This is a genomic window from Arthrobacter woluwensis, assembly GCF_900105345.1.
GTDB classification, from domain to species: domain Bacteria; phylum Actinomycetota; class Actinomycetes; order Actinomycetales; family Micrococcaceae; genus Arthrobacter_E; species Arthrobacter_E woluwensis.
This window is the reverse complement of record NZ_FNSN01000003.1, coordinates 3,117,757-3,139,251: the sequence shown is the minus strand read 5'-3', so window position 1 is coordinate 3,139,251 and position 21,495 is coordinate 3,117,757. Positions and strand designations below refer to the sequence as shown.

Annotated in this window: 17 protein-coding genes; 7 read left to right on the top strand and 10 right to left on the bottom strand. The window is 69.8% G+C overall.

Features of this window, described 5'->3' with window-relative positions:
* Positions 1-54 precede the first annotated feature (54 nt).
* Entirely contained in the window at positions 55-1,362 is a 1,308-nt protein-coding gene (locus tag BLV63_RS14835) for an alpha/beta hydrolase (protein ID WP_074784351.1), read from the top strand.
* 70 nt (positions 1,363-1,432) lie between these two features.
* Entirely contained in the window at positions 1,433-4,051 is a 2,619-nt protein-coding gene (locus tag BLV63_RS14830; RefSeq protein WP_066214392.1) for a phosphatidylglycerol lysyltransferase domain-containing protein, read from the top strand.
* Between the two features lie 108 nt (positions 4,052-4,159).
* Here the strand turns inward: BLV63_RS14830 and BLV63_RS14825 are convergent, their stop codons facing one another.
* From BLV63_RS14825 to BLV63_RS14810, 4 genes are read right to left on the bottom strand one after another with little or no spacing between them, the layout of a single operon-like run.
* Complete coding sequence (locus BLV63_RS14825) at positions 4,160-5,512, bottom strand: MFS transporter (protein WP_066214394.1); 1,353 nt, start codon at positions 5,510-5,512, stop codon at positions 4,160-4,162.
* 49 nt (positions 5,513-5,561) lie between these two features.
* Positions 5,562-6,650, bottom strand: a complete 1,089-nt coding sequence (locus BLV63_RS14820) for a hypothetical protein (protein ID WP_139244709.1) — start codon at positions 6,648-6,650, stop codon at positions 5,562-5,564.
* A gap of 9 nt (positions 6,651-6,659) precedes the next feature.
* Positions 6,660-7,604 (bottom strand): N-acetylmuramic acid 6-phosphate etherase, encoded by a 945-nt coding sequence (gene murQ, locus BLV63_RS14815; protein ID WP_066214398.1) that lies wholly within the window; start codon positions 7,602-7,604, stop codon positions 6,660-6,662.
* Positions 7,588-8,658 (bottom strand): N-acetylglucosamine kinase, encoded by a 1,071-nt coding sequence (locus tag BLV63_RS14810; RefSeq protein ID WP_082724155.1) that lies wholly within the window; start codon positions 8,656-8,658, stop codon positions 7,588-7,590. Before BLV63_RS14810 ends, murQ begins: the two co-directional genes overlap by 17 nt.
* A 254-nt stretch (positions 8,659-8,912) precedes the next feature.
* Between BLV63_RS14810 and purH the strand changes: the two genes are divergently transcribed.
* The 3 genes from purH (at position 8,913) to BLV63_RS14795 (ending at position 13,649) form a co-directional block, all read left to right on the top strand.
* Positions 8,913-10,583 (top strand): bifunctional phosphoribosylaminoimidazolecarboxamide formyltransferase/IMP cyclohydrolase, encoded by a 1,671-nt coding sequence (purH, locus tag BLV63_RS14805; RefSeq protein WP_066214400.1) that lies wholly within the window; start codon positions 8,913-8,915, stop codon positions 10,581-10,583.
* Between the two features lie 137 nt (positions 10,584-10,720).
* Complete coding sequence (locus tag BLV63_RS14800; protein ID WP_066214401.1) at positions 10,721-12,943, top strand: NADP-dependent isocitrate dehydrogenase; 2,223 nt, start codon at positions 10,721-10,723, stop codon at positions 12,941-12,943.
* A 262-nt stretch (positions 12,944-13,205) separates the two neighbouring features.
* A complete protein-coding gene (locus tag BLV63_RS14795; protein ID WP_066214405.1) occupies positions 13,206-13,649 on the top strand; it encodes a DoxX family protein in 444 nt (147 codons plus the stop codon).
* Positions 13,650-13,738: 89 nt separating this feature from the next.
* Here the strand turns inward: BLV63_RS14795 and BLV63_RS14790 are convergent, their stop codons facing one another.
* The 5 genes from BLV63_RS14790 to BLV63_RS14770 form a co-directional block, all read right to left on the bottom strand.
* Positions 13,739-14,809, bottom strand: a complete 1,071-nt coding sequence (locus tag BLV63_RS14790) for a Gfo/Idh/MocA family protein (protein WP_066214407.1) — start codon at positions 14,807-14,809, stop codon at positions 13,739-13,741.
* Between the two features lie 103 nt (positions 14,810-14,912).
* Positions 14,913-15,752 (bottom strand): phosphonate ABC transporter, permease protein PhnE, encoded by an 840-nt coding sequence (gene phnE, locus BLV63_RS14785; RefSeq protein WP_066214409.1) that lies wholly within the window; start codon positions 15,750-15,752, stop codon positions 14,913-14,915.
* Positions 15,749-16,513 (bottom strand): phosphonate ABC transporter ATP-binding protein, encoded by a 765-nt coding sequence (locus BLV63_RS14780; protein WP_066214411.1) that lies wholly within the window; start codon positions 16,511-16,513, stop codon positions 15,749-15,751. The genes phnE and BLV63_RS14780 overlap by 4 nt, the downstream gene beginning before the upstream one ends.
* Positions 16,513-17,454 (bottom strand): phosphate/phosphite/phosphonate ABC transporter substrate-binding protein, encoded by a 942-nt coding sequence (locus BLV63_RS14775; protein ID WP_066214413.1) that lies wholly within the window; start codon positions 17,452-17,454, stop codon positions 16,513-16,515. Before BLV63_RS14775 ends, BLV63_RS14780 begins: the two co-directional genes overlap by 1 nt.
* A gap of 50 nt (positions 17,455-17,504) precedes the next feature.
* Positions 17,505-18,656, bottom strand: coding sequence for a TIGR03364 family FAD-dependent oxidoreductase (locus tag BLV63_RS14770; RefSeq protein ID WP_066214414.1), 1,152 nt, complete (start codon positions 18,654-18,656; stop codon positions 17,505-17,507).
* 165 nt (positions 18,657-18,821) lie between these two features.
* On the opposite strand from BLV63_RS14770, the gene BLV63_RS14765 reads away from it, so the two are divergent.
* Both BLV63_RS14765 and BLV63_RS14760 read left to right on the top strand, forming a co-directional pair.
* Positions 18,822-19,583, top strand: coding sequence for a GntR family transcriptional regulator (locus BLV63_RS14765; protein WP_066214415.1), 762 nt, complete (start codon positions 18,822-18,824; stop codon positions 19,581-19,583).
* A 1-nt stretch (position 19,584) separates the two neighbouring features.
* Positions 19,585-20,274: a phosphonatase-like hydrolase gene (locus BLV63_RS14760; protein WP_066214417.1), complete on the top strand. Its 690-nt coding sequence runs from the start codon at positions 19,585-19,587 to the stop codon at positions 20,272-20,274.
* A 120-nt stretch (positions 20,275-20,394) separates the two neighbouring features.
* Here BLV63_RS14760 and BLV63_RS14755 read toward each other — a convergent pair whose 3' ends face one another.
* A complete protein-coding gene (locus BLV63_RS14755) occupies positions 20,395-21,492 on the bottom strand; it encodes a substrate-binding domain-containing protein (protein WP_066214419.1) in 1,098 nt (365 codons plus the stop codon).
* Between the last annotated feature and the right edge of the window lie 3 nt (positions 21,493-21,495).

Sequence of the window (21,495 nt, the reverse complement as noted above, 5' to 3'; positions counted from 1 at the left end):
TCTTGATGGGCCGACGCGCACTCAGCGTCGGAACACAGTACTCAGGGAGTGGCCTTGGACTTCTGGAAGCATGTCCTGGACACGGTCATCATCGGACCGAAATTCCTCCTGGCCTGGAGCGCGCTCAGCATCGTCTTCCTCCTGTACCTCGTGTTCAAGCACCGCCGCGCCCGGTGGTTCCTCTACGCGGCAGGCGGCCTTCTGCTGGGCCTGGGGATCGGCCTCGGGCTCCTCTGGTACCTGCAGGACGTGGACAACACCTTCGGCGAGCCGTTCCTGAATGAGGTCTGGTTCTGGGCGCCTGCGGCATTCGCGGGTGTGGTCCTGGCCATTCTCAATCTGAGGGGCGGCCGCTGGTGGCGCAGCGTGATCGCGGGGGTGTCCGTCGTCGTCTTCCTGATCACCGCGGCGTTCCAGATCAACGCGGCCTACGGGCTCAACCCGACGCTCGCGTCGCTCCTGGAGATCGACACGGCGAACGTGGTGCGGGTGGCCCCCAAGAGCGAATGGAACACCACCGACTCCACCGAGGCGCTCTACAAGCACTGGGTGGCGCCGGCGGGCATGCCGACGGAAGGGCAGCAGGGGAAGACCCCGGCCCCGATCCCGGCCGCGCACTCCCATTTCCCGGCCCGCTGGCCCGGCCTCTACCTGCCGCCGGCCGCGCTCGTGAAGAACCCGCCGCTCCTGCCGTTCGTCATCATGATGATGGGTCAGCCGGGCAGCCCTGATCCGACGTCGATCGCGTCCGTGGCCAACGCCATGGCGGCCAAGCACCACGGCCTGGCGCCCGTGATCCTGGTCGTGGACCAGCTGGGCGATCCGATGAAGGATCCGCTCTGCCTCAACACCTCCCGCGGGCAGGTGGAGACCTACATCATGAAGGACGTGGTGCCCTGGGCACGCGCCAATCTGCCGATCCAGAAGGACCGCAAGTACTGGACCTTCATGGGGTACTCCAACGGCGGGGTCTGCGCGGCGTACTTCGGCACCAAGTACCCGAAGGACTTCGGCAGCTACGCCTCCATCTCGGGGGAGGAGTTCCAGGGCTCGGAGAAGGCCGGCTACACCCTGGCCACGGCCTTCAACGGGAACCAGGCGGCCTACAACGCGGTCAAGCCCCGCAACATCATGAAGGCCCACCGCCACTACCCGGACACGGTCGCCGTGTACACGGCCGGAAGTGAGGACCCGAAGTACATCGGGGCGGCCAAACGGTCGCTCGCGACCGCCGAGTCCGTGGGCATCAAGGGCACCTTCTACATCGTGCCCGGGGCCGGACACGTCTCCGGCGCCGTGGTCGGCGGCCTGACCGAGGCGTTCAACGTCCTCTACTCCCGATGGGGGCTCGCGGCGCCATGAGCGTTCCCGGTCTCGTGATCAATGAAGGACCGGTCCTCGGCAGGACCGCCCGGACGAACAGGTTCAAGCGGTGAACGATAAGACGACCCCGGGCGGCGAAGTCCCGGAATCCTCGCCCCAGGGGGCGGGGGCCGCACCCGAGCTCCTGACGCAGCCGCCCACCGGCCGCCTGCGGGACACCAAGGAGTGGCTGGACGGCTTCTTCCGCCGCATCCCCTTCTCCTTCCTGATGGCCGCGGTCTTCCTGGCCACCAGCATCCTCAGCGCGACGGTGTTCCACGGCAACATCAACGCCGTCAAGGACTCCTGGGGCCTGGGCGTGGACACCACCCTCGACGCGGGCAAGTGGTGGACCCCGCTGTCCGCCCTGCTCATCCCGCAGGACGTCATGGGCACCGTGGTGGCGATGCTCGGCGCCGTGCTCCTCCTCGGCCTGGCGGAGCGCACCCTCGGGACCCGGAAGGCGGCGCTCGCCTTCTTCGCGACCGGCCTGATCGCCGGAACCCTCGGCGTGCTCCTGCAGTGGCTGGGCACGCTGACCTGGGAATGGTGGTCCACCGGGGCGTCGACCGCCATCACGATGGACCCGCTCACCGGCGTGATCGGCGCGATCGCCGCCGCGACCGGGTCGATGGGTGCCCTGTGGCGCCGTCGCATCCGGGTGGTGCTGTTCGCGTTCATGCTGATCTTCCTCCTGTACTCGGGCGATCCGGAGGATCTGTACCGGCTGGTCGCAGTGCTCGTCGGCCTGCCGCTCGGGGTCCTGCTGGCGCCGCGCAGCAAGCCGCTCACCGTGAAGGTGCTGCACAGCTCGCACCGTGAGACGCGCACCCTCGTGGCCGCCGTCGTGCTCGTCACGGCCGTCGGACCCATCGTCGCGTTCCTCGGCAGCACCGATCTGACACCGTTCGCCTTCGGGTCCTATCTCTTCATGAACGACCCGATCGACCCCTCCACCCTCACGGCCGTGTGCCGGGGGGACATGCCGATCACCCGGCAGTGCATCCGTCAGCTGGCACGGCTCGGTTCCCAGGGTCCGGGCATGTTCGTGATGTCGTTCGTGCCCGTGGTGCTCCTCGGCCTCGCGGCCTGGGGTCTGTACCGCGGCCGCCGTTTCGGCTGGTGGCTCGCCGTGAGCGTGAACTCCGCCATCCTGCTCTTCGCGCCCGGCTCCTTCGGTGTCGTGCGCGTCATCGCCCAGGGCGGCTCGCCGTCGCACCGCCCCTTCGATGCCTCGGAGCTCGTCATCTGGGTGGTCACGGCGGCCCTCGTGCCGGTCGGCTCGCTGATCATGCTGGTGGCCACCCGGAAGCACTTCGGGATCCGGGCGCCCCGCGGGGCGGTGCGCCGGTTCTGGCTCGTGCTCGGTGCCGGTTTCGTCGTGCTGACCGCCGCGTACATCTTCTCCGCCTTGGTGAATCTCGCGGCGATCGTGCCGCACACCAGCCCCTGGCAGGTCATCCTCGAAGCGCCGCGGCGCTTCATCCCGCCCCACTTCCTGGGGCGCCCCACCCATGCGGTCATGCCCCGGCATTCGGCGGTCAGCTGGGCCTTCCAGTGGTGCGGCCCCGTCTTCTGGGCGCTCTTCGCCGCTCTGGTGGTCTGGGTCCTCTCGCGGTCGCCCCGCCTGGCCATGGCGCACGACGCCGACGCCTTCCGCGCGCTCCTGCGGCGCCACGGCGGCGGCTCGCTGGGCCACATGGGCACCTGGGAGGGCAACACCCCGTGGTTCACCCGCGACGGCGAGGGCGCCCTCCCGTACCGCGTGGTGAACGGCAACGCGATCGCCCTGGGCGACCCCGTGTGCGCCCCTCACCGGGCGGAGGAGACGATCCGGGAGTTCCTGGCGTTCTGCGACGAGCACAACTGGACCCCGGTGTTCTACTCGATCCACCCCCAGTACCTTCCGGTGTTCGAGGACCTCGGCTGGCACCACATGTCCGTGGGGGAGGAGACCGTGGTGCACACGGCCGACTTCTCGATGAAGGGCAAGCACTGGCAGAGTGTCCGGACGGCGCTCAACAAGGCCGTCCGCGAGGGCAAGACCACGGTGTGGACCTCCTGGGCCGAGCTTCCGTTCGCCGCCACCACGGAGATCGCCGCCATCTCCGAGGCCTGGGTCGCGGAGAGCGACCTGCCGGAGATGGGCTTCACCCTCGGTGGGCTGGACGAGCTCCGGGATCCCGACGTCAGGCTCATGCTCGCGCTCGCCGAGGACGGCCGGATCGAGGCCGTCACCTCCTGGATGCCCATGTACCAGGACGGGGAGATCATCGGGTGGACGCTCGACTTCATGCGGCGCTCGCCGGAGTCGTTCAACGGGGTCATGGAATTCCTGATCGCCTCCGCCGCCCTGCACATGCGGGACGAGGGATGCCGCTACATGAGCCTCTCCGGGGCGCCGCTCGCCACCAAGCCGGCCGCGCCCGGCGCCGAGGAGCCGGAGGACGTCGCGGGCATGGACGTGTTCCTGGCCTGGCTCTCACGGACCCTCGAGCCGGCGTACGGCTTCAGTTCGCTGTTCCGGTTCAAAGCCAAGTTCCACCCCGAGTACGTCACGCTGTCCATGGCGTACCAGGACGTGCTGGCCCTGCCGGGCATCGGCGTCGCGCTGGGCAAGGCGTACCTGCCGGACGTCTCCACCCGGGAGGCCGTGGCCCTGGCCAGGAGCCTCGGCCGGAAGGACTGAGCCGGCTGGTGCGGCCGCCGGGCGGACGGCGGACCGTGGCGGCCGCCGTCGTGATGCCGCAGGTGACGTTCCTGGCACGACGACAGCGGCGAGAGCAGCGGCCGAAGGTCAGCCCAGGCGGCGGGCGGCGGTCTCCGGGGCCACGCGCGCCATCGCGGCGACGGCCAGCACCACCAGCAGCGTGGCGGCCAGGAAGGTGTTCGCCAGGCCCCACTGCGGCCAGAAGTAGCCGGCGAAGAGCAACGGACCGAAGCCGGCGCCGAGCCGCGAGATGGTGGAGGCCCAGCCGAAGCCGCTGGCGCGCAGGGACGTCGGGTACAGCTCTGACACGTAGGTGTACAGCACGGGGATGGCGATCTGCACGACGAAGCCGAACACCAGGAGCCACACCACCGCCAGCACGGGATCGCCCAGAGCGAACGACACCAGGACCAGCAGCAGCCCGGAGAGCGGTCCGGTCACGGCGAGGATCCAGCGCCGTCCGACGCGCTCCACCAGGAGCGCCGCCACGAGCACGCCGAGCAGGCCCACGGCGGCCATCCCCGCGGTGGTGAGGAACGCCCGGAAGTCCGCGAACCCGGCGCCGATCAGGATCTTGGGCATCCAGGTCAGCGACAGGTAGTACACCAGCAGGATGGTGAGGAACAGGGCCCAGGACGTGGCGGTGATCCGCCAGTCGAAGCGCCAGAGGGCGGTGAGCTGAACCCACACGCCGCGGGCCGTCAGACGGGGGAGTGGGCGCGCCTCGGGCAGGGTGTAGGGGCGTTCCGGGGCGCCGGTGTCCTCCACCAGCCGGTCGATGACGGCGGCCGCCTCACGGTTGCGTCCCTTGTTGACGAGGAAGAGCGGAGACTCCGGGACGCCGCGCCGGATCCAGAACACCAGGAACGCCGGGAGCACCATGACCAGCATCGTGAGGCGCCAATCGTGCCAGGTCCCCACGAGCCACGCCGAGATGACCCCGCACAGCGCGGCTCCGAGCGGCCACCAGGCGTCCATGGCGGTGAGGACACGGCCGCGGTGCCTGGTGGGGGTGAACTCGCCCACCAGGGCGTAGTCCACGGGGATGCAGCCACCCAGCCCGAACCCGGCCAGGAAGCGGAAGGCGCAGAACCAGGCGAAGTCGGGGGCGAGAGCGCCGGCCACCGTGAACAGGGAGAACATCAGGAGCGTCGCCGTGAAGGCCTTCTTCCGCCCGAGGGTGTCCGCGATGGTGCCCCAGAGGAACGCTCCGAGGGCCATGCCCACCAGGTTCGCCGTGCCCACCCACGCGGCGTCCGCAGGACCGAGGCCCCATTCCTTCCCGACGAGGGGGATGAGGATGCCGTTGAGGGTCACGTCCCAGGCGTCGAACATGAAGCCGAGGCCGCCGATGAGGAAGATCTTGCCCTGCACGCGCCAGCGCCAGGGCAACTCCTGGATGAGCAGATCACCACGGGGGACGGTGGGGTGGCTGTTCATGATGTCCTGACGGCTCCTTCATGTGCTCGGGGTCGCCGCGGCCCGTCGCTCAGGAGCAGCTGCCGGCGTGGAGCTTCTTGGCGATGGCGTCACTCTGGGGCGTCATCCGGTATTCCGGATGAGGGCTGCCTTCGAACGGCTGGAGATCATCGTACGACGCGCCCAGGAACAGGACGGCGTAGGAGTTGGTCACGGCCTCCACGGAGCCGCCCGCCCGGGCCGGTTGCGGAGTGTCGCAGATCTGGGTGATCCGGTAGTGCGAGAGCTCGTGCTTCATCACACTCACCACCACGGGGGAGTAGAACACGTGATCGGCGGCGGCCGTCGCCCGGTTGCCGTAGATGACCCGGGGCGCGCCGGTGCAGAAGGACGCGACGACATACTGATCGGGTTCCTTCGAGGTGGGGCAGCTCTTCTTCAGCTGAGCGAAGTCCCAGTTCACCGACAGTCCGAAGCTCCGCACGAGCGCCTCCGCGGAGGGGATGTACGAGCCGTCGGCATCCGAGGCGGGGACGAATGCCTGCGCGAGCGCTTCGAGCCGGGCGTTCTCCTTCTTCGGCGACGCCGTCCCGGCGAACGCATGGGCCTTGCCGGTGGACGGGTCCGTGAACCGGCCCTTCAGCCCCAGGGGCGCCTGGGCCAGGTAGTTCTTCTCGAGGGATCGCACGGAGCCCAGTGCGGCGGTCAGTTCCCTTCGCAGGGCCGCTTGGTCCTCGCTGCTGCGCTCTCCCATCTTCTGCAGGGCGGCGAGCCGGTCGCTGAGATCGGCTTGGAATTCCAGGACGTAGTCCCGGCCCGCCGGGGTTCCGGGCAGGAGGAATCCGGGTTTGTCCGTCTTCGCCGCGAGCGCGTACCGGTTGACGGTGTTCCGGGTCTCCGCCACTGCGGCGTCGTAGCCCGGCAGCTCAGCCATCAGGAACCGGGGCGGGGCGGGGGCCGCCGAACCGGCCGTGAGCACAGGCCGGAGGACGGCCACGCCGAGGATGGCCAGCAGGCCCAGCACGCAGACCGCGACCAGCGTGATCACGAGCCCGGTGCGCCGTCTCCTCGGCGGGGGCGGCGGGGCTGGCGGAGGGGGAGCGTACGACGGCGCGTGGTCCTCGGCCATCTGCCCGTACGCCGGGCCTGCCACTTCCATCGCCGGGCCTCAGGAGGCCTGCGCGACGGCCTGGCGCAGCCGCCCGCCGGCGGCGTCCAGCGCCGCCCGGCCGGCGTCGGCGTCGATCCCGGTCAGCACCATGAGGATGGCCAGCTTCACCGATCCGCCGGCGGCGTCCAGGGCCGCGGACGCCTCTTCCACCGAGCAGCCGGTGGCCTGGAGCACGGTGCGCTGGGACCGGGCGCGGAGCTTGGCGTTGGTGGCTTGGAGGTCCACCATCATGTTGCCGTAGGTCTTGCCGAGCTTGACCATGCTGAGAGTGCTGATCATGTTGACCACGAGCTTCTGGGCGGTGCCGGACTTCAGCCGAGTGGACCCGGCGACGAATTCCGGCCCGACCTCGACGTCGATCGCCACCTCCGCGGTGGCGCCGATGACCGAGTCCCTGTTGCAGGCCAGGCCCACCGTGAAGGCGCCCGCGGCCCGTGCGGCCTCCAGCGCGCCGACCACATACGGGGTCCGGCCCGACGCGGAGATGCCGACCACGGCGTCCCCGGCCCCGATCGAGAGGGCCGCCAGGTCAGCGGCGCCGGCCTCGGCGTCGTCCTCCGCGTTCTCGACCGCCTCACGGATGGCGCGGGGGCCGCCCGCGATCACGCCGACCACCATGTCCGGGTCGGTGCCGTACGTGGGAGGACACTCGCTGGCGTCCAGGACGCCGACGCGTCCGGCGGTGCCTGCGCCGATGTAGATCAGGCGTCCGCCCGTCGCGAGCTTGGCGTACACCCCGTCGACGGCGGCGGCCACCGCGTCCAGCTCGCGCTCCACCGCGGCGGCGACGAGGGCGTCCTGGCCGTTCATCGCCTTCACGAGTTCCGCCGTGGTCATGGTGTCGATGGAACTCAGCTCAGGATTGGCCGCCTCCGTGGACAGGCCCTGGAGCTGGGCGCGGAGTTCCGCGAGGGAATCCTGGGGTTCAGGCTGGCTGGTCACGGTAGATGTACCTTTCCTGGAGGAGATCCGGCTGGGTGGCGAGCGCGGCGCCGTCGAGGCCGGTCCCGAGTGCCGGGACGACGGTGGCCTCGACGCTCTTGAGGGCCGAGGTGAGCCGGGCCCGGAACAGCGGGGAGTCGCTCACGCCGCCCAGCAGGGCGACCCGGCGGGAGGGATCTCCCGGGTGCGTGGCCGGTCCGGAGGCGAGTGCGCGTCCCACGGAGCGGGCGACGTGGGCGCAGGCGCGGTCCACGATGCCGAGGGCGACGGCGTCCCCGGCCGCGGCGGCGTCGAGCACGCGGGGCGTGAAGGACCCCATGGCACGGTACGGGTTGCTCACGGAGCCGAGCCACCCGGGCAGATCGAGGACGGGGACGGGCAGCCCGTCCGGGTCGGAGAGCAGGGTGGCGGGGCCGCCGTCGAGCTCCTCCAGGACGGCGGCGAGGCCCTCCTGGCCGATCCAGCGGCCGCTGCCCCGGTCGCCGAGGAGCGGACCCCAGCCGTCGGCGCGGTGCAGCGTGCCCTCGTCGTCGAAGCGGAAGACGACCGCGCCGGTTCCGATGATCACGGCCGCTCCCGGGGAGGACCCGAACGCTCCCAGGTGGGCCGCGGTGGCGTCCGAGATGACGGCGGCCGGGACGGAGAAGTGCCCGGCCAGCCGGTGGGCGAGTTCGCGGGATCCGGCCTCATCCGAGGCGACCCCCGCGATGGCGGCGCCGATGCCGCTGGGCCGGGGGAGCGGCGTCCCGTCCGTCTCGGAGATGCGCAGGTGCACGGAACCGTCCGTGATCATGAGGAAGGCGTTGTTGACCCCGCCGGCCGTGGCCAGGCCGGGGAACCCCTCCAGGACGGTGGAGGCGAGGACTTCCGTGCCCTCCGTGGGATGGCTCCGGAGCTCCAGGCGACAGCGGCTCTTGCCGATGTCGGCGATCAGCACGGGCCCCGATTCAGCGACGGGCTGGGACGCGAGGGCGGCGGAGTCGGAGGGCAGATGTCCCGGCAGGCGGGAGGACGCGGGGTCCTGGAGGTCGCTCTGGTCCGGAAAGACTGTCATGCACACCCACACTAGTGCCGCCCTCGCGCGGGCGACAGACTGTTAAGGATGACGCGTCCTGTGTGAACAAGATCGAAAACAGCCTCGATACGCCATATTCGATCATTCGCGGCCTCGCCTGAGGTCCTCAGGTCACGCGGTAGGGATGAACCGTCCCGCGCGATAAAATGGCCTCATCCCGCCAATCGATGTCGCCGTGCGTGGGCCCGTGCTGGCTGCGTACGCCGAATCCGTGCCACTTTGGAGTGCCATTCGTGTCCGTCACGCAGCTTGACCGTGTTCCCATCCGCCGGGCCCTGATCTCGGTCTATGACAAGACCGGTCTGGAGGACCTGGCCCGCGGCCTGCACGCCGCAGGGGTGGCACTGGTCTCCACCGGCTCCACCGCCAAGAAGATCGCGGCCCTCGGGATCCCCGTCACCGAGGTGGAGCAGGTCACCGGCTCCCCGGAGATGCTGGACGGCCGGGTCAAGACCCTCCACCCGCGCATCCACGGCGGCATCCTGGCCGACCGCCGCGTCCCGGCCCACATGGACACCCTGACCGAGATGGAGATCGAGACCTTCGATCTGGTGGTCGTGAACCTGTACCCCTTCGTCGAGACGGTCAAGTCCGGCGCCGCCCTCGATGACGTGGTCGAGCAGATCGACATCGGAGGCCCCGCCATGGTGCGCTCCGCCGCGAAGAACCACGCCGCCGTCGCGATCGTGACGGATCCGGGCTTCTACCCGCAGGTCATCGCCGCCGCGGCCGAGGGCGGTTTCAGCCTCAAGCAGCGCCGTGTCCTGGCGGCCCGCGCCTTCGCCCACACCGCCAGCTACGACAACGCCGTGGCCAGCTGGACCGCCACGCAGTTCCTGGACGAGGACGGCGACGGCGTCATCGACTGGCCCGCCTACGCCGGCGTCTCGCTCGAGCGCTCCGAGGTGCTCCGCTACGGCGAGAACCCGCACCAGCAGGCCGCCCTCTACGTGGACAAGGCCGCCCCGGCCGGCATCGCCCAGGCCGACCAGCTGCACGGCAAGGCCATGAGCTACAACAACTTCGTGGACGCCGACGCCGCCCTGCGCGCCGCCTTCGACTTCGCCGAGCCCGCCGTGGCCATCATCAAGCACGCCAACCCGTGCGGTGTCGCCGTCGCGACCCCGGGCGCCGAGGACCCGATCGCCGACGCCCACCGCAAGGCCCACGCCTGCGACCCCGTCTCCGCGTACGGTGGGGTCGTCGCGGCCAACCGCGCCGTGTCCAAGGGCATGGCCGAGACCCTGGCCGGGATCTTCACCGAGGTGGTCATCGCACCGTCCTTCGATCCGGAGGCCGTGGAGATCCTCTCCAAGAAGAAGAACATCCGCCTCCTGGCCCTGCCGGACGGCTACGGCCGCTACCCGGCCGAGCTGCGCCAGGTCTCCGGCGGCATGCTCGTCCAGATGTCCGACGTGATCGACGCCGACGGCGACGATCCCGCGAACTGGACCCTCGCCAGCGGTGAGGCCGCGGACGAGAAGACGCTCGCCGAGCTGGTCTTCGCCTGGCGCGCGGTCCGGGCCGCCAAGTCCAACGCCATCCTGCTCGCCCGCGACGGCGGCACGGTCGGCATCGGCATGGGCCAGGTCAACCGCGTGGACTCCTGCCGTCTGGCCGTCGAGCGCGCGAACACGCTCGGTGTGGCGGTCGAATCCACGGTGGACGCCGCAGGCGGCGCCTCCAACGTGTCCGCCACGGAGGCTCCCGAGCGCGCCCGTGGCGCCGTGGCCGCGTCCGACGCCTTCTTCCCCTTCGCCGACGGTCTGCAGATCCTGCTGGCCGCCGGTGTCCGTGCCGTGGTCCAGCCCGGCGGCTCGGTGCGTGATGAAGAGGTCATCGAGGCGGCCCAGGCGGCCGGCGTGACCATGTACTTCACCGGCTCGCGCCACTTCTTCCACTGACGGCGGGAGGACGACGGCGGCCGCGCGCCGCCGTCGTCCTCTGCCGCAGTGCTCGACCCGGCTCTCCGCAGGCCAGCTAGTACGCTGGGAGAGCCTGATTCTTAGACGGTAAACCAGTAACAGTAGGAGAGGCCCTGATGGCAAAGATCATCTACACCCACACTGACGAAGCGCCCATGCTCGCCACCCATTCCTTCCTTCCGGTGGTCCGGGCGTACGCCTCCAGCGCGGGTGTGGACATCGAGACCCGGGACATCTCCCTCTCCGGTCGCATCATCGCGGCGTTCAGCGACTTCCTCGAAGAGGACCAGCGCATCGGGGACGCCCTCGCCGAGCTGGGTCAGCTGGCCAAGACCCCGGAAGCGAACATCATCAAGCTTCCGAACATCTCCGCCTCCATCCCGCAGCTCAAGGCCGCCATCGCCGAGCTCCAGGGCCAGGGCTACGCGCTGCCGGACTACCCGGACAACCCCTCCTCCGATGAGGAGACGGACATCCGTTCGCGCTACGACAAGATCAAGGGCTCCGCCGTGAACCCGGTCCTGCGTGAAGGCAACTCGGACCGCCGTGCGCCGCTGTCCGTGAAGACCTACGCCCGCAAGAACCCGCACTCCATGGGGGCCTGGTCCTCCGACTCCAAGACCAATGTCGCCACCATGGGCCAGAACGACTTCCGCTCCAACGAGAAGTCCGTGACCCTGGCCAAGGACGACGTCCTGACCATCCAGGAGGTGTTCGCGGACGGTTCCGTCAAGGTCCTCCTGAAGGACCTCAAGGTCCTGGCCGGCGAGGTCGTCGACTCCACCGTGATGCGTGCCGCGGCCCTGGACGAGTTCCTGGCCGGCGCCGTGCAGCGCGCCAAAGAGGAGGGCGTCCTCTTCTCCGCCCACCTCAAGGCCACCATGATGAAGGTCTCCGACCCGATCATCTTCGGCCACGTGGTCAAGGCCTACTTCCACGAGCTCTTCGAGAAGTACGGCGAGCAGCTGGCCGCCGCCGAGCTCAGCCCGAACAACGGCCTGGCCGCCATCCTGGCCGGCATCGACGAGCTGCCCGAGGAGATCCGCGACGACGTCCGCGGCCTCATCAGCAAGGCGCTCGAAGAGGGCCCGGCCCTCGCCATGGTCGACTCGGACAAGGGCATCACCAACCTGCACGTCCCGTCCGACGTGATCGTGGACGCCTCCATGCCGGCCATGATCCGCATCGGCGGCCACATGTGGGGCCCGGACGGCAAGGAGCACGACACCCTCGCGGTGCTGCCGGACTCCAGCTACGCCGGTGTCTACCAGGCCGTGATCGAGGACTGCCGTGCGAACGGCGCCTACGATCCCACCACCATGGGCACCGTGCCGAACGTCGGCCTCATGGCCCAGGCCGCCGAGGAGTACGGCAGCCACAACAAGACCTTCGAGATCGCCAAGGCCGGCACGGTCCAGGTCGTCTCCTCGGACGGCACCGTCCTCATGGAGCACGCCGTGGAGCCGGGCGACATCTGGCGTGCCTGCCAGACCAAGGACGTCCCGGTCCGCGACTGGGTCAAGCTGGCCGTCACCCGTGCCCGCGCCTCCCAGACCCCGGCCGTGTTCTGGCTGGACGAGAGCCGCGCCCACGACGCGCAGCTCATCGCGAAGGTCAACGAGTACCTCAAGGAGCACGACACCGAGGGCCTCGACATCCGCATCCTCACCCCGGAGGAGGCCACCACGTTCACCGTCCAGCGCCTGCGCCGTGGCGAGGACACCATCTCCGTGACCGGCAACGTGCTGCGTGACTACCTCACCGACCTGTTCCCGATCCTCGAACTGGGCACCTCCGCGAAGATGCTCTCCGTGGTGCCGCTCATCAACGGCGGCGGCCTGTTCGAGACCGGCGCCGGCGGATCCGCTCCGAAGCACGTGCAGCAGCTCGTGTCCGAGGACTACCTGCGCTGGGACTCCCTCGGTGAGTTCTTCGCCCTGGTCCCGTCCCTGGAACTCTACGCGGAGCAGGCCGGCACCCCGGGCGCCAAGGTCCTGGCCGACACCCTGGACCGCGCCACGGGCACCTTCCTGCTCGAGAACAAGTCCCCGGGCCGCAAGCTCGGCACCATCGACAACCGTGGATCGCACTTCTACCTGGCCCTCTACTGGGCGCAGGAGCTCGCCGCGCAGAAGGACGACGCCGCCCTGGCCGAGGCCTTCGCCCCGCTGGCCGAGGCTCTCGCCGCCCAGGAGGAGACCATCGTCTCCGAGCTCCTGGCCGTGCAGGGTCACCCGGTGGAGCTGGGCGGTTACTACCGTCCGGACGAGGCCAAGGCCACCGCGGCCATGCGTCCCTCGGCCACGCTCAACGGACTGATCGACGGCTTCGGCGCCTAGTCACCATGCCGCGCCCGGCGACGGGCTGAGCGGGTCCGTTCAGGGCTCCGGCACGACGGCGGCCGGTCACCTTCTCCGGGAGGTGGCCGGCCGCCGTCGTCGTCTCCGGAGTGAGTCGCGGGATGTCGTGTCGCCCGTGGGATGTGTCACAACTGTTGACAGCCTTGTCGGGTCCTTGCGAGGATGAACTTGAAGCTTCAAACGATCCGCCCCCGTCCCGAGGCCACCGTGACCGATGACCACCGATAGCGAGGACCCCCGCATGGCTTCCGTTTCCACCTCCCGCACCACCGACACCGCTCTGGCCGTTCTCCGGATCGCCCTGGGCGTCGTGTTCTTCGCCCATGGCTGGCAGAAGATCTTCACCTTCACCCTTCCCGGAGTTCAGGGCTCCTTCGGCCAGATGGGCGTTCCTGCCGCCGACATCGTCGGCCCGGCCGTCGCCTTCCTCGAGCTGATCGGCGGTGCCGCGCTCATCCTCGGCCTGGTGACCCGCGTGGTCGGCGCGCTGCTCGCGCTCGACATGCTCGGGGCCATCGTCCTCGTCCACGGCGGGTCCGGGATCTTCGTCGATCAGGGCGGCATGGAGCTCGTGCTGGTCCTCGGCGTCGGCTCGCTGGCCCTCGCCCTGGCCGGCGCCGGGCGGTTCTCGCTCGACGCGCTCCTCTTCGGCCGCCGTGGTGGCCGGGCGGCGCAGCTCGCCTGACCTCTCAGCCCGTACCCCGCACGCGAAGTAACAGTTGGCGCCCCTATCCACAGCGGATAGGGGCGCCAACTGTCATTTCGCGAGGGTGCTCAGCGCTCGTCGTTGGGGTAGGTGACGCCGAGCTGGGCCCGCACCCCGTCGAAGAGGCGCATCACGTCTACGGACTGCCGCCACGGCATGGTGGGACTCTCCGTGAGGCCCTGCTGGACACAGCGCGTGACCTCGCGCAGTTCGTAGGTGTAGCCGGTGCCGACCGTGTCGAACGTTTCCACTCGTTCCTGGTCCCAGCCGGTCCGCACGTGCAGTTCCTTCGGGTTGTTGACGGAGCCGAAGGTCTGGAGGACCCCCTGGTCGCCGGCCACCGTGGCGCTGCGCGGGCCGTGCGCCAGCAGCGACGAGGTCAGGCTGGCCATGGCCCCGCCGGAATAACCGAGACTCAGGACGTTCTGGGCGTCCACGCCCTGCTCCGTGAGGGTGCCGCGGGCGTCCACGGCGTCGGGGAACCCGAGGATGCCCAGCGGCCAGAGCAGCGGGTACACCGTGAGGTCCAGGAGCGCGCCGCCTCCGTCACGGCGGGCCCAGATGCGGGCCTCCGGATTCGGAGGACAAGGGAAGCCGAGATCCGCGGAGATCCAGTGGACCGTGCCCAGCTCGCCGCTCGCCGCGATCTCGAAAGCCCTCTGGATGGACGGCAGGAAGCGGCTCCACATCGCCTCCATGAGGAAGAGGCCCTTCGCCTCGGCGAGCCGGACGAGCTCTTCGGCTTCGCGGGCGTTGATGGTCAGCGCCTTCTCCACCAGGACGGGCTTACCGGCCTCCAGCGCGGCGCGGGCGATCTCATAGTGCTGGCCGTGCGGGGTGGCGACGTAGACGATGTCCACTGCCGGGTCGGCGAAGAGGCGCTGGTAGCCGAAGACGCCGTCGTCGTCGCCATAGGCCACGGCGAAACCGTGCCCTTCCGCGAAGGCGTCCGCGGCCGCCTGGGTGCGGGAACTGACGGCGTACAGTTCGGCGTCCTCCAGCAGGGCCAGATCGGCCGTCACCGAACGGGCGATGTTGCCCGTGGAGACCACGCCCCAGCGCAAGGTCCGGCCGGTGGCGATCGCGGGGTTCTGCTCCTCCTGGGACAGGAGCCAAGGGCGGGGGATGAGGGAAGCCATGGACCCATCATCGCACCGGGGTCTCCGGTGGGGAACGGGTCCATGGCTTCGGCACGCAGGTGAACAGCGCAGCGGTGGACAGCGCGGGTGGGCGCGCTTCCGCTCAGGCCGCCAGGCGCTTGCGGACGAAGGCGGAGAGCTGATCCACCACCACGATCAGGACGAGCACGATGATGATGTGCGTCAGCATGGCGTCGAAGCGGAACGTCTTGATGGACTGGTTGATGAGCAGCCCGATGCCACCCGCGCCCACGAGACCGAGCACGAGCGAGGAGCGGACGTTGACGTCGAAGCGGTAGAGCAGCAGACCGACGAACTGGGGCACCACCATCGGCAGCGTCGCATTGGCCACCTGCTGGATCCGGTTGGCGCCGGCCGCGCGCAGGGCCTCCTGCGGGCCGGCGTCGATCTCCTCCATCGCCTCCGCCCACAGCTTGCCCATGACGCCGGTGTTGTGGCAGATCAGCGCCAGCACGCCGGGGAACGGGCCCAGGCCGACCGCCGTCACGAAGATCAGCGCGAACACGATGTCCGGAACCGCGCGGAAGAAGGACAGGATGGCGCGGGCCACTTGGTAGACCCAGCCCGCGGGGCTGGTGGTGCGGGCGCCGAGCACGGCGAGCAGGAGGGCCGTCGGAATGGAGAAGGTCGTCCCCAGCAGGCCGATCCAGAGCGTCACGAGCGTGGCGTCCAGGCCGGGCTTGATGGTCTTCTCCCAGTTCAGGTCCGGGGGGAACGCGTCCGCGAGGAACTGGGCCATGCCCTTCCAGCCGTCCACCAGCAGCTGCGGCTGGAAGTCGGTGCCCTGGATGGCCAGGACATGGAGGAACACGACGACGGCGGCCACCACCGTCCAGCGAAGCCAGTGCTTCCGCCCGCGCAGGGCAGGCCGCGGAGACTTTCCGGGCCGCGTGGCCACGGGCTTCAGGGTCGGCGCGCTCATGCCGCCACCTTCCTGTCCGGTGCGTAGAGGTGGTCCAGCTGAGCGGGGCCCAGCCCGGACACGGGGGAGTCGAACACCATGCGGCCGTTCATCAGGCCGATGGCGCGGTCCGCATGGCGCAGCGCGAGGTCCGGCTGGTGGAGGACGGCCGCCACGGCGAGGCCGTGCTCATGAGCCAGGCCCGCGAGCAGCTGCATGACCTGCTCGGCAGCGTGGGGGTCGAGGGCGGAGACCGGTTCGTCGGCCAGCACCACGTCGGCCCGCTGGCACAGGGCACGGGCGACGGCCACGCGCTGCTGCTGCCCGCCGGACAGGCGGCTCACGCGGTCGTGGGCGCGGTCCGCGAGGCCCACGCGATCGAGGCATTCCATGGCCTCCTCCAGAACGGCGTCCGGGAAGAAGAGCGGGCTGAGACTGCGGCCGGTGCTCATCCGGGCGAGGGCGCCGGTGCAGACGTTCTCCAGCGCGGTGCGGCGGGGGACCAGGTGGATCTTCTGGAAGATCATGGCCGCCTTGCCGCGCGCCTGCTGCAGGGCACGGCCCTGCAGCAGGCCGAGGTCCTGCCCGCCCAGCTTGATGGTCCCGGCGTCCGGCTCGGTGATGCCCATGACGCAGCGCAGCGTCGTGGACTTGCCTGAGCCGTTGGCCCCGAGGAAGGCGACGAGCTCCCCGGCGGCGACCGTGAAGTCGACGCCGTCCAGGACCTTCCGGCCGCCGAACGATTTGGCGAGGGAGGTCACCTCAAGCAGCGGGCCGGTCATCAGAGGTTCTTCTCGGTGAGGTTGAGGGCGGTGGCGAGGTCGAAGAGGGGCTGGTAGTCGTCCTTGGTGACGGCCACCATGGGGCCGGGAGGGGTCACGTCGAGGAAGGCGCCGACCTTGGCGACGTCCTTCGTGTCGAGCTGCAGCAGTGCCTCCGCGACGGCCTTCTTGAACGCCGGGTCGGCGTCCTTGCGGACCGTGATCGGGTCGTTCGGGATCGGGTCGGAGGCCCAGATCTGACGGAAATCGGCGGCCTTGAAGGTGCCTTCCTTGGTGGCTGTGGCCAGGGTCTGCGTGTTGATCTCGGCCGCGTCGACCTTGCCGTTCTTCAGCGCGAGCAGCGCTTCCGGGTGGCCGCCGGCGTAGTCCAGCTTGACGTCCTTCTCCGCGATTCCGGCCTTCTGCAGGGCGTAGCGGGGGAGGGCGTCGCCGGAGGTGGAACCGTTGGAGCCGAGGGCAAGCGTCTTGCCCTTGAGGTCGCCGATGGACTTCAGCGGGCTGTCCTTGGGCACCCAGATGCCGGCCTTGTAGCTCGAGAGCTTCTTGTCCGCCGTCGCGAAGGAGGCCAGGGGCTCGGCGCCGGCCTGCTGGCTGGCGAAGACGAAGCCCAGCGGGCCGAACTCGCCCAGGTCGAGCTTGCCGTTGCGCATGGCGAGGACTTCGGCGGCGTAGTCGTCGACCACCTGGACCTTGACGGGGCAGTTGAGCTTCTTGGAGAGGGCGTCCGCCAGGACGTTGTAGGCCGGGATCAGCTTGTCCGGGGCCTCGTAGGGTTCGATGCCGAACTTGATCTCACCGTTGGGGCACGTGGCGGAGGCGCCGCCCGCGGAGGCGGTGCCGGTGCCGGCCTGAGATGCGCCTCCGCAGGCGCTGAGGGCGAGTGCCGCGGTGAGCGAGAGGGCGGCCGTGGCGGTGATCCGGGCGCGCGAAAGCTGCTTCATGATGTTCCTTTGAGAAGAGGTGCCGGAGAGGCGGGCGGGGAAGGGAGTGGTCAGGCGAAGAGGGAGTCGATGGTGCGCTCGGCCAGGCCGAACGAGAGGGTCATGCCGACACCCGAGGTGACGGACACGGCGGTGACCTGCGGGAGGACCTCCTGCTGGAAGAGCGGCCCGACCTCCGAGGAGGCGTACACGCCCTGCCACCGCTCGATGACCCGGGGCCGTGAGCCCAGGGTCGCCTCGAGGTGCTCCAGGAGGGTTTCGGTGACGGACTCGTCCAGGAAGGGCGGGGCGCTCTGGTGGTAGTGGTGGGAGTCGCCCAGCAGGAGGGAACCGTCCGGCCGCTGGGTGAACATGACGTTCGCGCCGATCTCCAGCAGTTCCGGCGCGGTGGTCGAGACCTCGTCGCGCAGGGCTCCCGCCGCGGCGGTCTCGACGAAGGCGGGGTAGCGGAGCATGGAGGTGGCGGTGAGGACCGCGGGGCCCAGGTGGAAGCCGTCCGGCATCCGGCCCAGGGCCATGTTGAGGGAACAGCGCTGGATCCGGTGGGCCGCTGCCTCCTCTGGGAAGAGGTGGTCCAGATCGTGCCCGACGCACACCACGACCCGGGAGGCGGTGATGTCGCCGCGGGACGTGCTCACCCGGACGCCGCCGTCGGGCAGCGGGGTGAAGCCGGCGGCCGTCGTGTTCCAGGAGACCTCGGCGTTCGGGAGGGAATCCAGCCAGGAGGCGATCCGGCCCACCGTCGTGCGGGGGTCGACGCGTAGATCGTCGCGGAGGAAGGCCCCGCCGATCAGCTCAGGCCAGCCGGCCTGGGTGCCCGCGGGTCCGAGCTTGGCGCGGGTGGCGGCCGCGTCGAGGACGGTGACCTGGCCCGGTTCGCGGGACGCGGAGAGCTCACGCAGGACGGCGAGTTCGGCGTCCGTGCGGGCGACGACGACGGCGCCCGAGGTGGCGGCCCAGAACCCGGCGAGTTCCGAGAACCTGAGCCACTGGCGGCGTGACGCCTGCGCCAGCTCGTAGAGCTCCCCGCTCTGGGCCGTGATGCAGCAGTGGCCGAAGTTCCGGATGGAGGCGCCCACGGCCTGGTGATCCCGGTCGATCACGCGGACGGTCAGTCCGCGATCGGCGGCCACGGCGGCATGGGCCAGACCCACGATGCCGGCGCCGACCACCAGGAGGTCGGTTGAGGTTTCCTTGTTCACGGATCCAGCGTGCCGGACCCGGAGCGGGGGGTTCAAGCCCAAACGGCGGTTGTATAGACAGCTTCACGCAGTGTTCACCCAGGGCCGGTTCCGTTCACGCACTATTCACCCTGATCAACACCCCTTTCAAGGATTCGCGAGGAGGGCCACTTGTATGATCAAGTCGTGAGCATTCAGCCGACATCACCGCTGCACCGCCGCCTGAGCGAAGAGTTCATGGCCCGCATCAACAACGGCACCTGGCCGGCCGGGAGCCGTCTCCCGAGCGAAGCCGAACTGTGCCGTGAGTTCGGCACGAGCCGGGGCCCCATCCGTCAAGCGCTCGCCTTCCTCCGGAGCGAAGGCGCCATCAGTGGCGGGCGCGGGCGCTCTCCGGTGGTGCGGGGCGGCGTGCCGTCCCAGTCCTTCTCCACGTTCAACTCGTTCACCGAGTGGGCCCGGAAGATGGGCAAGGAACCCGGGCAGCGCACGGTCGAAGTCGCCATCCGGCAGGCCGGCCCCGAGGCCGCGGCGGCCCTGGACATCGCGGTGGGGGACAAAGTGGTGGACGTCGTGCGCGTCCGGTACCTCGACGGCGAGGTGGCGATGCTGGAGACCAGCACGTTCATCCACGAGGTGGGCCGTCTGCTGCTCGACTTCGACACCGACGGCGGTTCGATCTTCGAATTCCTCCGGCAGCAGGGCATCAGAATCCACAGCGCCCGCCACACGATCGACGCGGTCGCGGCCTCCCCGGCTCAGGCGGAGGCCCTCGGGACCCAGCCGGGTTCGCCCCTGCTCCGCGAGCGGCGACTGACCGCCACGGAGGACGGGACGCACGTGGAGTTCGCCGAGGACTGCTACCTGCCGGGCATCACCAACTTCAGCATCGACAACACCGTGGAACAGCGGGCAGCGCTGATCCGCATCCACACCGAAGGACACTGACATGACGCATCTGGTCGCCTGTGACATGGCCGGCACCACCATCGACGAGCACGGCGACGTGTACCGCGCCCTGGCTCAGAGCGTGGAGGAGGCGGGGGTGAGCACCACCGAGGAGGACGTCCAGGCCTGGATGGGCGCGGACAAGGTGGAGGCCATCACGGCGCTGCTGAAACTCGGGGGCCACGACGCCGACCCGGCCACCGTGGCGCACGCCTTCTCCCGTTTCCGCGAGATCCTCGCCGCCCTGTACGCCGAGAACCCGCCCACCGCCCTGCCGGGCGTCGAGGAGGCCCTGAGCGGACTGCGGGCCCGCGGCGTGAAGGTGGCCCTGACCACCGGCTTCTCCGCCGACGTCGCGCATCCGCTGCTGCACGCGCTGAACTGGACGACGGCGGACGCTCCCGACGCCGGCCAGGCGGCGCTCGTGCTCGACGCGGTGGTGACGAGCGATGAAGTGAGCGCGGGCCGGCCCGCGCCGTTCATGATCCACCGGGCCATGGAGCGCACCGGGGTCCTGGACGTGCGGGACGTCGTCGCGGTGGGGGACACCGTCAACGACCTCCAGGCCGCCGAGCACGCGGGCGTCCGGGGGATCGGAGTCCTGACCGGCAAGCTCGGCCGTGAAGAGCTGGCCGCGCACCCGCACGAGGCCATCCTGGAGTCCGTGGCGGACCTCCCGGCGCTCGTCTGAAAGACGACGCAGGACCCACGAAACGGCGACGGCCGGTGGAATCTCTTCCACCGGCCGTCGCCGTTTCGCGTGCCCCGCTCAGCGGGGCCGGTTCACCTGAGGGGATTCACTCCCCGGGGGTCACTTGGTGATCGGGCCGAGGACCGGATCGCCTTCGTAAGCGGTCTTGACGTTCTCCTTGGTCACGATGACCGGGGGGAGCAGGAAGGCCGGGACGACCTTCACGCCGTTGTTGTAGGACTTGTCGTCATTGATCTCCGGCTTGTTGCCGGCCTGCAGACCCTTGACCATCTCGAGAGCGTGCTCCACGAGCTTGCGGGTGTCCTTGTTGATGGTGGAGTACTGCTGACCCGCCATGATGGACTTCACGGACTCGACCTCGGAATCCTGGCCGGTGACCACGGGGGTCGGCTTGCCGGCGGCCTTGACGGAGGTCAGGATGGCGCGGGCCAGGGTGTCGTTCGGGGAGAGCACGCCGTCCAGTGCTGCGGAGCCGTAGCTGCCGGCCAGGATGGTGTCCATGCGCTTCTGGGCGTTCTCAGCCTTCCAGCCCTGGGTCACGGCCTGCTCGAAGCTCTTCTGACCGGAGACGACCTTGAGGGTGCCGTCGTCGATCTTCGGCTTGAGCACGCTCATGGCGCCGTCGAAGAAGACCTTCGCGTTGGCGTCATCCGGGGAGCCCGCGAAGAGCTCCACGTTGTACGGGCCGCTGGCCTTCTTGGACTTCATGCCGTCGAGCAGGGCCTGGCCCTGCAGCTCGCCGACCTTGAAGTTGTCGTAGGCCACGTAGTAGTCCACGGCGTCGGTGTTCTTGACCAGGCGGTCGTAGGCGATGACGATCGCGCCGTTGTCGTGGGCCTGCTTCAGCTGGGTGCCGAGCTGGGAGCCGTCGATGGCGCCGACCACGATGACCTTGGCGCCCTTGGTGACCATGGAGCTGATCTGGTTCTGCTGCTCCGAGACGCCACCGTTGGCGAACTGGACGTCAGCCTTGAAGCCGGCTCCGGTCAGACCGTCGTTGAAGAGCTTCTCCGCGAGGACCCAGTTCTCACTGGTCTTCTGCGGAAGAGCGACGCCGATCAGGGCGTCCTTGGCGAAACCGGCCGCGCCGGAGGCGTTCCCGCTGGAGCCGGACTCGCTGCGGCCACAGGCCGTGAGAGCCAGCGCGGCGATGGCGGTGATGGCGGCGACTTTGCCCGCTTTTCCGAACATGCGCATGAG